We start from the raw sequence: 14,495 nt of genomic DNA, 5'->3' as shown, positions 1-14,495 counted from the left end.
AAGACTGGAGTTGTGCATATGTCTGCATTGACAATCGCTCAATTAGAAAACATGACGTTAAAAGAGCTTTACGCCCTTGCACGCCAATACAAAATTTCATATTATAGCAAGCTAACGAAAAAAGAATTAATATTTGCTATTTTGAAAACACGTTCGGAGCAAGAGGGCTATTTCTTTATGGAAGGTGTACTAGAAATTGTTTCGCAAGAGGGCTTTGGCTTCCTTCGACCAATTAACTATTCTCCAAGTAAAGAAGATATTTATATTTCTGCGTCTCAAATTCGTCGCTTTGACTTACGAAATGGGGACAAGGTATCTGGTAAAGTACGTCCACCTAAAGAAAACGAACGCTATTATGGACTACTACAGGTGGATGCTGTTAACGGCGAAGACCCAGAAGTAGCAAAGGAACGTGTGCATTTTCCTGCATTAACGCCTTTATATCCTGATCGCCAAATTAAGCTTGAAACAACACAACGTAATTTATCGACTCGTATTATGGATTTAGTGGCACCTGTAGGCTTTGGGCAACGTGGATTGATCGTTGCACCACCAAAGGCAGGGAAAACTTCATTATTAAAAGAAATCGCGAATGCTATTACAACAAATTATCCGGATGCAGAGTTAATTGTCTTACTTATTGACGAACGCCCTGAGGAAGTAACTGATATCGAACGTTCTGTGAATGCAGATGTAGTGAGCTCGACTTTCGATGAGGTTCCAGAAAATCATGTGAAAGTTGCAGAAATTGTATTAGAACGTGCACGACGCTTAGTTGAGCATAAGCGTGATGTTATTATTTTAATGGACTCTATTACACGTTTAGCTCGAGCGTATAACTTAGTTATTCCTCCGAGCGGTCGTACGCTTTCAGGCGGTATTGATCCTGCTGCCTTCCATAGACCAAAACGATTCTTCGGTTCTGCACGTAATATTGAAGAAGGCGGTAGCTTAACAATTTTAGCAACAGCTTTAGTGGATACAGGATCTCGCATGGATGAGGTCATTTATGAAGAATTTAAAGGAACAGGTAATTTAGAGCTTCACCTTGATCGCCAATTAGCAGAGCGTCGTATTTTCCCTGCGCTTGATATCCGCCGTTCAGGTACACGTAAGGAAGAGCTTCTGCTTGAGCCTGAGCAACTTGAAAAGCTATGGGCAATTCGTAAAACATTCTCGGACGCACCTGATTTCGCGGAGCGCTTCATGAAAAAATTACGTACGACAAATTCAAATGAAGAATTCTTTGAAAAGTTAAATGAAGATATGAAAAAAGCTACTAAAGGTAAGGGCTTACTATAAACATGAATCACCGTTGACTAGCAATAGTCGATGGTGATTTTTTTGATGTTCTATTTGTTAGTTTGAAATTATAAGAAATCTATTCCCAGTCGGAACAGAAATGACCACACATTAAAGTGCTGAGCTGATTATAATCATAATAATTTAATCTATTATTTCATAAATTTGTATTGTATAATTTTGTTACAATATACAGGGGATTATGCTCAGTAATGGGATTTTATGAAAAAATGAAGGGAGTAAAAAGTGGAGAAGTATTATTTTGTATAAACTGTGGTAATTACTCTACAAAAAAATCTGAGGAAAATGAACCGAAATAAATCCTCAGCATCATCAAGAAATAGCCCCTCGATAAATCCCCAGCTACTACAGTTCTACTAATTATGAACGTAAAAGAAATAGGTCTTTTCGTATGATTGTTGATTTAGATACGAAAAAGACAAAATTATAATGAGGTGTGTTTATGAAAGACTGTATAACATGTGGTCATTCACAGGAAGAAGGAAAATTCTGTGGGAAATGTGGGACTCCATTTGAAAATGCTGCACGTGAACAAGCAGCAACAATGGATAGCATGAGTGATGATGATCAGACTGTTCAGGGAACTACGCAAAATAATGAGCAAATGGAATTAATTAAAAAGAATTCTAAGTTATACTTTAATTATTTTTTAGAACAATTAAAAATGCCATCCGCAAATTTTAATGTAGAAGCTACTTGGAAAAATAGTCTTGCTAGTATGATTATCTATGTTGTATTAACAGCAATATCAGTATACTTATTAACGAAAAATTTCTTTTCTGGAGGATTTGGTTTCTTCGAAAGCTTTAGTCCATCTTTTATTCAAGTATTCTTTTATATGTCATTATTAATATCTTTACTAATAGCAATAAGTGTCTTAGGTATATTCTTAACCTCAAAGCTATTTTCAGAAAGTCAAAGTTTTACAAATGTTATTAGTAAAATAGGAAACTATTATACACTACCTATAGCCTTTGCGGTTTTAAGTATTTTATTTGGGTTATTTAAATCATTTAAGTATTCAATAATGATGATATACGGTGGGGTTGCATTAGTTATTGGAATCATCCCTATTTTTGTCATTATTAAGTTGTTAAGTAATAAATCTAAAACTATTGATAGTTTTTATGGTTTTATTTTCTATTTAGTAGTAGCAGGTATTTTATCTAAAATTATTTTCTCTTTTATTATTGACTCTGCAATAGGGCGATATTTAAATTATTTGTTATAAATAACTAATCATTAACTATTGTCAAATGTATATTTTATATGCTAATATAGCAAAGTATGCAACGTGTACATATGTAGCCGACATATTCGGGCTATGTAAGGTACAGTTCGATAATACTCTGTTCCAGATGGTTCAGGGCGAGAGGAGAAAACGAATATGAAACAAGGAATTCATCCAGATTACAAAGAAGCAACAGTAACTTGCTCTTGCGGTAATTCTTTCAAAACTGGTTCAGTAAAAGAAAACATCGTTGTCGAGTTCTGCAACGAATGTCACCCATTCTATACTGGCCGTCAAAAATTCGCGTCTGCTGATGGTCGCGTGGATCGTTTCAACAAAAAATACGGTCTTAAAAACTAATGTTAGTTTAATACCTGCCAAGCATGTGCTTGGCAGGTATTTTTTTCAGTATAATCAATTATGCCTCGGCATAATTGCGTCCGATATCGGCTTTGTGCTTGCACAAAGAACTCCTTTCCGATTCCGTGACATCCGCCGGAGGCTTTAACTTCTTTCAGGGGGCATTTGGACACCCGTTGAAAAGTAGATTAAATCCGTATTCATCTCAACATCTATAGAGGTGGGAGACTTCTGATGAAAGAAGTTAAGAAACCCTGATGCGAGTCTTTTCAGTATCCAGATCGACATGAAGAAAGGGAGAAGACAAAATGGCACAGCTATATTTTAAACACGGTGCAATGAATAGTGGTAAATCTATAGAAATTCTAAAAGTTGCGCATAACTATGAAGAACAACAAAAACCTGTAATGATGTTTACACCAGGCATAGATACGCGAGATGAAGTAGGCTTTATCTCAAGTCGAGTAGGCTTACGTCAACAAGCCATTCCTGTTAATGATGATACAAATATTTTTGAGCTAGTAAAAAACAATGCTGTAAAACCATATTGCGTACTTGTTGATGAAGTACAATTTCTAAAAAAAGAGCATGTTTTGCAGTTAGCCTATATCGTAGATGAGTTAGATATTCCAGTCATGGGCTTCGGTCTAAAAAACGATTTCCAAAATGAGTTATTTGAAGGCAGTCAGTACATGCTTACATATGCAGATAAAATTGAGGAAATGAAGACGATTTGCTGGTTCTGTCATAAAAAAGCGACAATGAATTTACGTGTTGATGAAAGTGGAAAGCCTGTTTATACAGGTGATCAAATTCAAATTGGAGGAAATGATTCCTACTATCCGGTTTGTCGAAAATGTCACACGCATCCGCCGCTATAATGCACAAAGATTCAGTTGATAGAACTAAGAAAAAGTAGCATACATGCGGAAATTTCCTTATACTAAGTAGTGGAAATGAAAAATGTTCAAAAAATATTCTTACGCGCTTAGCGTAATTCTAATTTAAAGTTTCTCTGCAATTACTAAAGAGCAAACTTCATAAAAACTTAATAGAGGTGAAATCCATGTTCGATCGATTACAAGCAGTGGAGGATCGTTACGAAAGGCTAACAGAGCTTTTGAGTGATCCAGATATTGTGAATGATAGTAAAAAACTACGTGAATATTCTAAAGAACAATCAGATATCCAGGAAACTGTAGATGCTTATCGTGAATATAAAAATGTAAAAGAGCAATTAGCTGAAACACGTGAAATGCTAGATAGTGAAAAAGATCCTGATATGCACGAGATGGTGAAAGAAGAATTCAATCTACTAAAAGAACAGCAAGAAGAGTTAGAAGAACGTTTACGCATTCTATTAATTCCGAAAGACCCTAATGATAATAAAAACGTTATTATGGAGATTCGTGGAGCAGCTGGTGGAGACGAGGCGAATATTTTCGCTGGTGATTTGTTCCGTATGTACTCTCGTTACGCAGAGACACAAGGCTGGAAAATTGACATAATGGAAGCGACGCCAAACGCAATGGGCGGGTATAAAGAAGTTATTGTTATGATTAACGGTCAAGGTGCATATTCAAAATTCAAATTTGAAAATGGTGCGCACCGTGTACAACGTGTACCTGCAACAGAATCTCAAGGCCGTATTCATACATCGACAGCGACAGTAGCTTGCTTACCTGAGGTTGAAGAAGTAGATGTTGAAATCCATGAAAAAGATATCCGAGTTGATACTTTTGCATCTTCTGGTGCCGGTGGTCAGTCGGTAAATACTACGATGTCAGCTGTCCGTATGACTCACTTACCGACAGGTGTTGTTGTTTCGATGCAGGATGAACGATCACAAATTAAAAACCGTGAAAAGGCAATGAAAATTCTACGTGCTCGTGTTGCTGATATGTATTTGCAAGAAGCACAAAAGGAAATCGATGCCACACGTAAATCAGCTGTAGGTTCAGGCGATCGCTCTGAGCGTATTCGCACATACAATTATCCACAAAACCGTGTAACAGACCACCGTATTGGTTTAACGATTCAAAAACTAGATCAAATCGTCGAAGGTAGACTAGGCGAAATTATTGATGCGCTCATTTTAGAGGAGCAAGCATCAAAGCTAGAGCGATTAAATGATGACCTATAATAGTGTAATGGAGGCCCTTCAATGGGCTTCTTCTTTTTTAGTGGATAATGATCGTGAGGAAACGGCAGCACGTATTGTCATGCAGCATATACTTGGCACTAGCTATTCAGAAGTAATGTTACACCTTCAAGATAAATTAACGGCTGAACAAAAAGAAAAATTTAAAGAACTCATCGAAGAGCATGTAAGTGGACGACCTGTACAGTATTGCCTCGGTAGTGAAGAATTTTATGGCCGTTCATTTATTGTCGATGAGTCAGTACTTATTCCAAGGCCCGAGACCGAAGAATTAGTGCTTGGAACAATTAATCGTATGAACAAAATATTTAATGATCAAGCAGTGAAGTTTGCGGACATCGGAACTGGTAGTGGTGCAATTGCTATTTCTATGAAGCTAGAATGTCCAGAGCTAACAGTCGTAGCTACTGATTTATCCGAAGCTGCTTTAACTACAGCACAAAGAAATGCACAAAGATTAGCAGCGGATATTGATTTTCGACTAGGGGATTTAACGAAACCTCTGGCAGGTGAGAAATTTGATATCGTGTTATCGAATCCACCGTATATTGCTTTTGATGAGGCGAAAGAGATGTCGAGTACCGTGCTAGAGCATGAACCGCATAGTGCTCTTTTTGCAGAAGAAGACGGACTTATTTTATATAGAAAGTTGGCTGAGCAGCTTCCGTCCCTTATGAATAAACCCGCGCTCATTGGTCTTGAAATCGGTTATACACAAGGAGAGCAGGTGGCTCAATTCTTTAAAAATAGTTTTCCGCAGGCTACAGTTTCGATAGAAAAAGATATAAATGGTAAGCCTCGAATGATTTTTTGTGAAATTCATGTATAAAGTATCTACTTCTTGCCAACAATGTTGAGCAAGGAGGGATTTTTATGTTAAACGAATACAAGATTATTAGATTATCTAAACGAAATATCATTCTAGCTTTTGCAAGATTAGTATTTATTGCGATTGCTTTACAATTATGTGTTTTATATATTCCAACATTAGTAGGTTTTGCGAAAGCGTCTATCAATCATGAGCAAGAAAATGATTTTCGTATACGCGTTATTGCCAATAGCAATACGAATCAGGATCAGCTTGAAAAAGAACAGCTTGTCAAAAATTTAAAGCCCTATTTTACACAAGTAGTAGCTAGTGCTGGAGCTAAAACTGTGGATAATGAGCAAATGCTTTTATTAAAACAAGAAATTGAAGCGGAAATAAAAGAAAATTATCCACAGCTGGATACACAAGTTGTACTTGGGGATAACTTATTTCCACCAAAGAGAAAGGACGCTGTACTTTATCCACAAAATTTGTATCATTCGATTGTCGTGAAAATCGGTGATGCACGTGGTGATAACTGGTGGTGTAGCGTATTCCCATCAATTTGTGAGCCTGATAAAGTAGAAGCGAAAGAAAAAGTAAAAGAAGAAGTGAAAGAAGAGAAGGAACACGTTACATTTTTTATATGGGAATGGATTAAAGGTCTTTTTGAATGAATTGTTCACGAATTCAGACAACTTATGCACAATTTTTCATAAGTTATAAACATTATGTGGATAATTCAGTAAAAACGAATAATTGAAGGAAGGTTTTAATTATGGAAACCGTTTGCAAGATTGTGGACAGTAATGTGAATAGTCGGACAAATTATACACAAGCTGTGGATATCTTAAATGCAGGTGAGGTCGTGGCATTTCCAACAGAAACGGTTTATGGCCTAGGAGCTGTTGCAACAAATGACACGGCAGTCAAAAAGATATTTGAAGCAAAAGGTCGTCCTTCTGACAATCCGCTAATTGTCCACATTGGCACGCAAGAGGAAGCTGAACTTTATATAGAGCATATTTCTGAAGTAGCCAAAAAATGCATGGATTTATTTTGGCCGGGTCCACTAACACTTGTAATGCCCGTTAAGCCAAATGTGCTGGCGGATAGTGTGACAGCTGGTCTATCGACTGTCGGCATTCGTATGCCGGATCATCCAGTTGCGCTTGCCTTACTTCAACAATTAAAAAAGCCACTTGCTGCGCCGAGTGCTAATCGTAGTGGAAAGCCAAGTCCTACAGAAGCAATACATGTTCAAGATGATTTGGGAGGGTACATACCTTATATTTTAGATGGAGGCTCTACTGGGATTGGACTTGAATCCACAGTGTTAGATGTTACACACGAACCTCCAGTAATTTTGCGTCCAGGCGGAATTACGAAGGAAATGTTAGAGGCTAAGATTGGTCAAGTACTGCAACCTTCAAAAATAGAGCAGAAATTAGAGGCTACTCCAAAAGCCCCTGGTATGAAATATACACACTATGCTCCTAACGCCCCTGTGCTATTAATCGATTGTGATTTGGAGAAAGTCCATGAGGCTGTACATCAATTACAAAAACAAGGGCATAGAGTAGCGTTACTTGCACCAGCTAGCTTTGCTGATAGCAAGGCTGATTTTTATTTCTCAGTAGGAGAGGCCGGTAGTAAAGAAGAAATGGGTGCAACATTGTATCATGCTCTAAGAGCTTGCGATAAAACAACAGCTACAATTATCCTTGCGACTACTACATCGACTGAAGGTGTAGGAGCTGCAATTATGAATCGTCTTGAGAAAGCAGCCGGAGGAAAATGGTATACTCGTTAATAAAATACCTATAAAAATAGTATGCTAGAAGTAACTTCTGGCATGCTATTTTTGTATTCAAGATAAAGGAAACGTTAACATCAACCCCACTGATTATTAGTCTTCACCAATCGGGCTTTTACGGGCAGTAAATTTCTCTGCAGTGTGAGGTGGGAGTCTTGTACTTGGCGCTTAGCTTTCGGTACAGGTCAATTACTGCCCGTTAATGCGGGATAAAAATCTGCATAGACCTTGATCTATAGCTTTAAAAAGCCTAGCAAGTTTTTACTATAAATGAAGGTGATTGTTCATTGTTGGAGTGACTTTTAACACTTAGATGTAAGGAAAATGTATTATGATAATACTGTATTTCCGAGCATAAGATGATAAAATATTAGAGAGCGAAGGAGTGCTTTCTTGCAGGGGATTCTTGCAGGTATATTAACGTCTGTAGATGTGATTGGTTTATATGTATTAATACCAAATGTTAGATATCGATTTTTTTTATCAGTTTGGACAGCTGCTTTGCATATGCTTTTCCCGTTACTAGGTTTCGAATTAGGACACTTTTTAGTGCATTTCTTCTTAGAGTGGGGACAATGGATTTCAAGTATTTTATTATTTTGCATGGGCTTACATTTACTATTATTTTCGCGAAAAGATGAAAAGGTTACTATTTCACCAATACTTTTAGCTGTGACTGCAAGCCTAGATACCTTTTCAGTAAGTGTTTCTTTTGGTATGCTACACTTAGAGAAAACAGTATTTATTATAAGTGCAGGTGTAAGTGCGCTTATTTGCTCTTATGGGTCATTAGTCATTGCACGAAGAAGTCAGGTCTTACTTGGCAATAAATTTCAAATCATTACAGGGATTTTTTTTATCATTATGAGTGTACTAGCTATCCGGCAATAGAGAAAATAATGGAGGGTGATAAGTATGAAAATACTATTTGTTTGCACCGGAAATACTTGTCGCAGTCCCATGGCAGAGGTTATTTTAAAACATAAACAAACTGACAATGTTGAGGTCCGTTCAGCGGGCATTTATGCCATGCCAAATGCGGGGATGTCTGCACATGCACAACAAGTATTATATGAAGCAAATATGACGCATCAGCATTTAGCAACACAATTATCAATAACTGAAATGGAGTGGGCTGATTTAATTTTAACAATGACAACAGCTCACAAAGACACAATAATCGCTAATTATCCAAATGCACAACAAAAAGTCTTTACTTTAAAAGAGTATACAAGCGAAGGTAGCGTAGGAAATGTTGTAGATCCTTACGGTGGTAGTAAAGAAATATATATAGAAACATTTGCAGAATTAACAGAATTGGTAGAACGATTAGTAAAAAAAATTGAAGAGAATTGAGGGTCTCTATGAAAAAACAGTTTGGCTTACGACTTAAACTAGTATTATTTGTCGGTATTCTTGCACTAATCACATACAGTATTAGTTTTATATTTATCGAATATTTACAACCTACCTTCTTCCCAGAGACTAATCGTAAACTGTTTGAAATTTTCACTTATGTGTCAGGGATTGCGTGGTCAGGTATTTTGGCTGCAGTTTTCAGCGTAATCTTAATTAAACCTTTACAGAAGCTCGAAAATTCAGCTTCCCGTGTAGCAGAAGGGAAAATTGGCCAAGATGTAGAAATGCCGAAAACAAGTGATGAGATTCGTTCTGTTGCAGAGGCATTCCAACAAATGGTGTTGAATTTAAGAGGAATGGTGGAAAGTATAGATAATAACTTCCAGCAAACCAATCAATCCATTATCCAACTATCTGATGAAGCAGCTGTTGCAACAAAAAAAGCAGAGAATATTGCTTCTACAGTAAAGCATATTTCTTCTGGTGCAGAGACATCAGCAACGGCAGTCCAAGATACAGCTGAAGCAATTGAAGATGTACGAGCTCTCGCGACAGAAGTTAATAGTAGAGCAGAGGCATCAGCAACGCAATCTAAAGAGATTTTACATAATTTAACGACAACAACAACAGCGATCGAAACATTAGTGAATAGTATTCAGCAAATCGCGGCTGGCAATACTGAGGCATTAGAAAGCATTCATCTATTAGAGGAAAATGCTGGACAGGTAGAGCGCATCATTAGCTTAGTTGGTGATATTGCAGCACAAACAAATTTACTAGCTTTAAACGCTTCAATCGAAGCAGCGCGTGCTGGTGAACATGGCAAAGGTTTTGCCGTTGTAGCTGAAGAAGTTCGTAGTTTAGCGGATGAAAGTGCGAAGGCGGTACAGGGCATTACTTCCCTTATTCAATCCATGCAACAAAACGTTGAAATTGTTGTAAAACAAATGAACCAACAGGTGACATTTGCGACAAAAGAAGCCGCACGTGTATCAGAAACAACAACAGCAGTTGAAGGGATGTCTTCAAGTGTACATGAAATGGCGACAGCGATTGTAGAAATTTCTACACTTATTGAGCAGCAAATGCATAATATTGAAACAACTGCTCGTCAATCTCAAGAGGTTGCAGCCATTGCTCAAGAAACGTCAGCAGGTGCACAAGAAGTTCGCAGTGCAGCAGAAGAACAAGCATACGCAATTGAACAAATAGGAAAACTAGCAGAAGGTTTAAAGAAACAATCAGAAGAGCTGCATAAAATGATTCAACAATTTGATAGACAAGCATAAATGGTGAAGGTTTTAGACTGTAGATAAACTCGAATGAGGTTCGAGTTTGCTACAGTTTTTTTTTATGTTGTATGAGGTTGTTTATGGTGCCCCCAGAGGTGATAGTGGCTGATAGATGAGGCGAAGTGACGGATAGAACTCGAAGCGACGGAAAGAAGAGCGGCAACGACGGAAAGAACTGCCGAAGCGACGGATGAAGCGACCAAAACGACGGAAAGAAGAGTCGAAGTGACGGATAGAATTTGAAGCGACGGAAAGAAGAGCAGCAACGACGGAAAGAACAGGAGAAGCGACGGATGAAGCGACCGGAACGACGGAAAGAAGAGCAGCAACGACGGAAAGAACTGCCGAAACGACGGATGAAGCGATCAGAACGATGGAAAGAAGAGCAGGAGTGACGGATAGAACTCGAAGCGACGGAAAGAAGAGCGGCAACGACGGAAAGAACTGCCGAAGCGACGGATGAAGCGACCAGGACGATGGAAAGAAGAGCAGCAACGACGGAAAGAACAGCTGAAGCGACGGATGAAGCGATCAGAACGACGGAAAGAACAGCCGAAGCGACGGATGAAGCGACCAAAACGACGGAAAGAAGAGTCGAAGTGACGGATAGAATTCGAAGCGACGGAAAGAAGAGCAGCGACGACGGAAAGAACAGGAGAAGCGACGGATGAAGCGACCGGAACGACGGAAAGAAGAGCAGGAGTGACGGATAGAACTCGAAGCGACGGAAAGAAGAGCGGCAACGACGGAAAGAACTGCCGAAGCGACGGATGAAGCGACCAAAACGACGGAAAGAAGAGTCGAAGTGACGGATAGAATTTGAAGCGACGGAAAGAAGAGCAGCAACGGCGGAAAGAACTGCCGAAGCGACGGATGAAGCGACCAAAACGACGGAAAGAACAGCTGAAGCGACGGATGAAGCGACCAAAACGACGGAAAGAAGAGTTGAAGTGACGAACAAAACTCAAAGCGACGGATAGTACATCAAACTAAGAAAGTTCACATCAATTACGCCACGCTCGCATTTTATATAGAATCCCTCTATAGTGCTAACTACTGAAAAAATATTGATATAGCATGTCCACTGCAATTGCAAAGGTAAAAAAACTTTAGAAGATAGAACATTGCAACAAAAGACTGTTATCCGAATTTATCAACATGATATTCACAATATCCACAGAAAAAGGACTTTAAAAGTGAATGTTTTGATGATTGATTACAAGAAATGTTCGTCTTTTAGGAGAAATCAGCATAAAAACGCAAGAAAAATCATGTTATTCTTGAGATAGAAGTGGTACACTAGTGTTGACTATAATTTCGAAAAGAGGGAACCCAGTGAGAATAGCAATTTCTTCTGATCACGGAGGCAATAACTTACGTCGTGAGATTATGCAGCTGTTAGATGAGCTACATATTAGCTACGAAGATTTTGGTCCACAATCTGCGGATTCAGTAGACTATCCTGATTATGCAAAACCAGTTACTGAAGGTGTTGCTAGCGGGGAATTTGATAAAGGTATTTTAATTTGTGGTACAGGCATTGGTATGTCTATTGCTGCAAATAAAATTAAGGGGATTCGCTGTGCTTTAGTGCATGATTTATTTAGTGCGAAAGCAACGCGTTGCCACAACGATTCTAATATTTTAGCAATGGGTGAGCGTGTTATTGGGCCAGGCCTTGCGCGTGAAATCGCTAAAGTATGGCTTGAGACAGATTTTGAAGGTGGCCGTCATACGCGCCGCATTGAAAAAATCGCTGAGCTTGAGCAGTAAGAAAAGCAATTTAGTTTGTTAATATATGTCCCTAAGCTAAAAAGTGTCATCAAAGAAATTGGAGTGCTTTTTAGCTATATGACATAAATAATTTAGAATAAGGGGCTGAGCATAGTGGTTGTTCAACAAATACGAACACATTTGACTCAGTTACTCAGTGAATTTGAAGAGCAGGTAACTCTACGAACAAATACTATTTTTGTTGTAGGCTGCTCGACATCTGAAGTGATTGGTCAGAAAATTGGCACAGCGGGCGCGCTTGAAATTGGAGAAGCAATTTTTGAGCCGTTGCAGGCATTTGCAAAGAAACATCAACTACATCTAGCGTTCCAAGGATGTGAGCATATTAATCGTGCTATTACAATGGAAGCAACAACAGCAGACCAATTTGGTTATGAACCAGTAACAGTTGTACCAGTTCGTACAGCAGGCGGCTCGATGTCTGCTTATGCGTTTACACAATTTACAAATCCAGTTGTTGTGGAAGCTGTGCAAGCAAATGCAGGTATTGACATTGGTCAAACACTTATAGGTATGCATTTAAAGGCAGTAGCTGTTCCAGTTCGTACTTCTGTGCGAATGGTAGGAGAAGCGGTTGTGACAATTGCAACAACACGTCCAAAGCTGATTGGCGGAGAGCGTGCAGTATATAAATAAAATTACCTCTGAAATCAGTGGTATACAAAGAACGATTATACTTAGGAGGCTTTTTCAAACATGGCATACGAAAAATTAGCAGTACAAGACAAAGCAGTATTAGACGGAATTCTTGCGGAAAAAAAACGTCAACAAGCAAATATTGAGTTAATCGCATCAGAAAACTTTGTATCTGAAGCAGTAATGGAAGCACAAGGTTCTGTTCTAACTAATAAATATGCTGAAGGTTATCCAGGTAAACGCTACTATGGCGGCTGTGAACACGTAGATGTTGTGGAAGATATCGCACGTGATCGTGTGAAAGAAATCTTTGGTGCAGAATATGCAAACGTACAACCACACTCTGGTGCACAAGCAAACATGGCTGTATACCACACGATTTTAGAACCAGGCGATACTGTACTTGGGATGAATCTATCTCATGGCGGTCACTTAACACATGGATCTCCTGTAAACTTCTCAGGTATTCTATATAACTTCGTTGAATATGGCGTAACGGAAGATACTCAAGTAATCAATTATGAAGATGTACGTCAAAAAGCGTTAGAACATAAGCCCAAACTAATTGTTGCAGGTGCATCTGCATACCCACGAGAAATCGATTTTGCTAAATTCCGTGAAATCGCTGATGAAGTAGGAGCATATTTCATGGTGGATATGGCGCATATCGCTGGTCTTGTAGCTGCTGGTGAGCACCAATCACCAGTGCCATACGCTGATTTTGTGACATCTACAACACATAAAACATTACGTGGCCCACGTGGTGGTTTAATCCTTGCTTCGAAAGAATGGGAGCAAAAGCTTAACAAATCTGTATTCCCAGGTATCCAAGGTGGACCATTAATGCACGTAATCGCTGCAAAAGCTGTAGCATTCGGTGAAGCATTACAACCAGAATTCAAAGAGTATGCAAAACAAATTAAAGCTAATGCGAAAGCTTTAGCAGAAGTATTAATTGCAGAAGGTGTTGAAATTGTATCTGGTGGTACGGATAACCACTTGTTACTTCTTAATGTGAAATCTCTTGGCCTAACAGGAAAAGTAGCAGAGCACGCACTTGATGAAGTAGGTATTACAACAAATAAAAATACAATTCCTTACGATACAGAATCTCCATTCGTAACTTCTGGTATCCGTATTGGTACACCGGCAGTAACATCTCGTGGCTTCAATGAAGAGGACATGAAAGAAGTAGGTGCCATTATTGCTACGGTTCTTAGAAATCCAGAAGATGAAGCAGTAAAAGCTGAAGCAAAAGCTCGCGTAAAAGCATTAACTGATAAACATCCATTATACGTATAATTTAACTTCTTTCAGCATACTGAAAGAGGTTAAAGCCTCCGGCGGATGTCACGGAATCAGGACGGAATTCTTTATGCAAGCACAAAGCCGATTCCAGACGCAATTATGCAGAGGTATAATTGATTAGATAAAGCTGTGGTTAAAGTGATAAATGCACTTTAACCACAGCTTTTTTGCAATTGTCTGCAGTGCAAGCTGGACGATTTCTTGAGGATTAGCGTCAAGGACGAGCAATGGATCGGGGGCAAGATCCTATAATAATTCCTCGTAACCCACTTCTTATTGTTGCTGCCGCTACGCTTTCGCACAGATAAAACATATTGTTGCTGCCGCTACGCTTTCGCACAGATAAAACATATTGTTGCTGCCGCTACGCTTTCGCACAGATAAAACATATTGTTGCTGCCGCTACG

General features: G+C 38.8%; 16 protein-coding genes. 14 read left to right on the top strand and 2 right to left on the bottom strand.

The annotated features are described in order from the left end of the window. The first annotated feature begins 18 nt into the window (after positions 1–18). From rho to ABH966_RS24350, 11 genes are all read left to right on the top strand, one after another. On the top strand, positions 19–1,302 hold the full coding sequence (gene rho / locus ABH966_RS24400) for a transcription termination factor Rho (RefSeq protein ID WP_370083024.1): 1,284 nt from the start codon (positions 19–21) through the stop codon (positions 1,300–1,302). Between the two features lie 463 nt (positions 1,303–1,765). Continuing rightward, positions 1,766–2,554 carry a hypothetical protein gene (locus ABH966_RS24395; RefSeq protein WP_370083022.1) on the top strand — a complete coding sequence of 263 codons (789 nt, stop codon included), beginning with the start codon at positions 1,766–1,768 and terminating at the stop codon, positions 2,552–2,554. A gap of 156 nt (positions 2,555–2,710) precedes the next feature. After that, complete coding sequence (rpmE, locus tag ABH966_RS24390) at positions 2,711–2,914, top strand: 50S ribosomal protein L31 (RefSeq protein ID WP_100543414.1); 204 nt, start codon at positions 2,711–2,713, stop codon at positions 2,912–2,914. Between the two features lie 308 nt (positions 2,915–3,222). Then, positions 3,223–3,795, top strand: coding sequence for a thymidine kinase (locus tag ABH966_RS24385; RefSeq protein ID WP_249075164.1), 573 nt, complete (start codon positions 3,223–3,225; stop codon positions 3,793–3,795). Between the two features lie 185 nt (positions 3,796–3,980). After that, complete coding sequence (gene prfA / locus ABH966_RS24380; protein WP_370083019.1) at positions 3,981–5,057, top strand: peptide chain release factor 1; 1,077 nt, start codon at positions 3,981–3,983, stop codon at positions 5,055–5,057. Further along, entirely contained in the window at positions 5,044–5,904 is an 861-nt protein-coding gene (prmC, locus tag ABH966_RS24375) for a peptide chain release factor N(5)-glutamine methyltransferase (RefSeq protein ID WP_370083017.1), read from the top strand. Before prfA ends, prmC begins: the two co-directional genes overlap by 14 nt. 44 nt (positions 5,905–5,948) lie before the next feature. After that, positions 5,949–6,560 (top strand): stage II sporulation protein R, encoded by a 612-nt coding sequence (locus ABH966_RS24370; protein WP_370083015.1) that lies wholly within the window; start codon positions 5,949–5,951, stop codon positions 6,558–6,560. Between the two features lie 101 nt (positions 6,561–6,661). Then, complete coding sequence (locus ABH966_RS24365) at positions 6,662–7,696, top strand: L-threonylcarbamoyladenylate synthase (protein ID WP_370083013.1); 1,035 nt, start codon at positions 6,662–6,664, stop codon at positions 7,694–7,696. A 396-nt stretch (positions 7,697–8,092) separates the two neighbouring features. Continuing rightward, positions 8,093–8,590: a manganese efflux pump MntP gene (locus ABH966_RS24360; protein ID WP_370083011.1), complete on the top strand. Its 498-nt coding sequence runs from the start codon at positions 8,093–8,095 to the stop codon at positions 8,588–8,590. A 24-nt stretch (positions 8,591–8,614) separates the two neighbouring features. After that, complete coding sequence (locus ABH966_RS24355) at positions 8,615–9,055, top strand: low molecular weight protein arginine phosphatase (RefSeq protein WP_370083009.1); 441 nt, start codon at positions 8,615–8,617, stop codon at positions 9,053–9,055. An 8-nt stretch (positions 9,056–9,063) separates the two neighbouring features. Continuing rightward, positions 9,064–10,347, top strand: a complete 1,284-nt coding sequence (locus ABH966_RS24350; protein WP_370083007.1) for a methyl-accepting chemotaxis protein — start codon at positions 9,064–9,066, stop codon at positions 10,345–10,347. Between the two features lie 81 nt (positions 10,348–10,428). On the opposite strand, the gene ABH966_RS24345 is transcribed toward ABH966_RS24350, so the two are convergent. Next, on the bottom strand, positions 10,429–10,782 hold the full coding sequence (locus tag ABH966_RS24345) for a hypothetical protein (protein WP_370083005.1): 354 nt from the start codon (positions 10,780–10,782) through the stop codon (positions 10,429–10,431). Then, positions 10,716–11,318 (bottom strand): hypothetical protein, encoded by a 603-nt coding sequence (locus tag ABH966_RS24340; protein ID WP_370083003.1) that lies wholly within the window; start codon positions 11,316–11,318, stop codon positions 10,716–10,718. The genes ABH966_RS24345 and ABH966_RS24340 overlap by 67 nt, the downstream gene beginning before the upstream one ends. 367 nt (positions 11,319–11,685) lie before the next feature. Between ABH966_RS24340 and rpiB the strand changes: the two genes are divergently transcribed. The 3 genes from rpiB (at position 11,686) to glyA (ending at position 14,082) form a co-directional block, all read left to right on the top strand. Then, on the top strand, positions 11,686–12,123 hold the full coding sequence (rpiB, locus tag ABH966_RS24335; protein ID WP_132360346.1) for a ribose 5-phosphate isomerase B: 438 nt from the start codon (positions 11,686–11,688) through the stop codon (positions 12,121–12,123). A gap of 114 nt (positions 12,124–12,237) precedes the next feature. After that, the gene (locus ABH966_RS24330) at positions 12,238–12,780 is read left to right on the top strand and encodes a TIGR01440 family protein (protein ID WP_370083001.1); all 543 of its coding nucleotides are present in this window, start codon (positions 12,238–12,240) and stop codon (positions 12,778–12,780) included. A gap of 60 nt (positions 12,781–12,840) precedes the next feature. Further along, on the top strand, positions 12,841–14,082 hold the full coding sequence (glyA, locus tag ABH966_RS24325; RefSeq protein ID WP_370082999.1) for a serine hydroxymethyltransferase: 1,242 nt from the start codon (positions 12,841–12,843) through the stop codon (positions 14,080–14,082). Positions 14,083–14,495: the final 413 nt, after the last annotated feature.

Source organism: Lysinibacillus sp. RC46 (assembly GCF_041262385.1).
GTDB lineage: Bacteria > Bacillota > Bacilli > Bacillales_A > Planococcaceae > Lysinibacillus.
This window is presented reverse-complemented; position numbering and strand designations above follow the sequence as displayed.

What these genes read in the sequence shown, in the direction of transcription:
- rho (WP_370083024.1), top strand. Translation starts at nt 19, where the DNA reads ATGTCTGCATTGACAATCGCTCAATTAGAAAACATGACGTTAAAAGAG.
- ABH966_RS24395 (WP_370083022.1), top strand. Translation starts at nt 1,766, where the DNA reads ATGAAAGACTGTATAACATGTGGTCATTCACAGGAAGAAGGAAAATTC.
- rpmE (WP_100543414.1), top strand. Translation starts at nt 2,711, where the DNA reads ATGAAACAAGGAATTCATCCAGATTACAAAGAAGCAACAGTAACTTGC.
- ABH966_RS24385 (WP_249075164.1), top strand. Translation starts at nt 3,223, where the DNA reads ATGGCACAGCTATATTTTAAACACGGTGCAATGAATAGTGGTAAATCT.
- prfA (WP_370083019.1), top strand. Translation starts at nt 3,981, where the DNA reads ATGTTCGATCGATTACAAGCAGTGGAGGATCGTTACGAAAGGCTAACA.
- prmC (WP_370083017.1), top strand. Translation starts at nt 5,044, where the DNA reads ATGATGACCTATAATAGTGTAATGGAGGCCCTTCAATGGGCTTCTTCT.
- ABH966_RS24370 (WP_370083015.1), top strand. Translation starts at nt 5,949, where the DNA reads ATGTTAAACGAATACAAGATTATTAGATTATCTAAACGAAATATCATT.
- ABH966_RS24365 (WP_370083013.1), top strand. Translation starts at nt 6,662, where the DNA reads ATGGAAACCGTTTGCAAGATTGTGGACAGTAATGTGAATAGTCGGACA.
- ABH966_RS24355 (WP_370083009.1), top strand. Translation starts at nt 8,615, where the DNA reads ATGAAAATACTATTTGTTTGCACCGGAAATACTTGTCGCAGTCCCATG.
- ABH966_RS24350 (WP_370083007.1), top strand. Translation starts at nt 9,064, where the DNA reads ATGAAAAAACAGTTTGGCTTACGACTTAAACTAGTATTATTTGTCGGT.
- glyA (WP_370082999.1), top strand. Translation starts at nt 12,841, where the DNA reads ATGGCATACGAAAAATTAGCAGTACAAGACAAAGCAGTATTAGACGGA.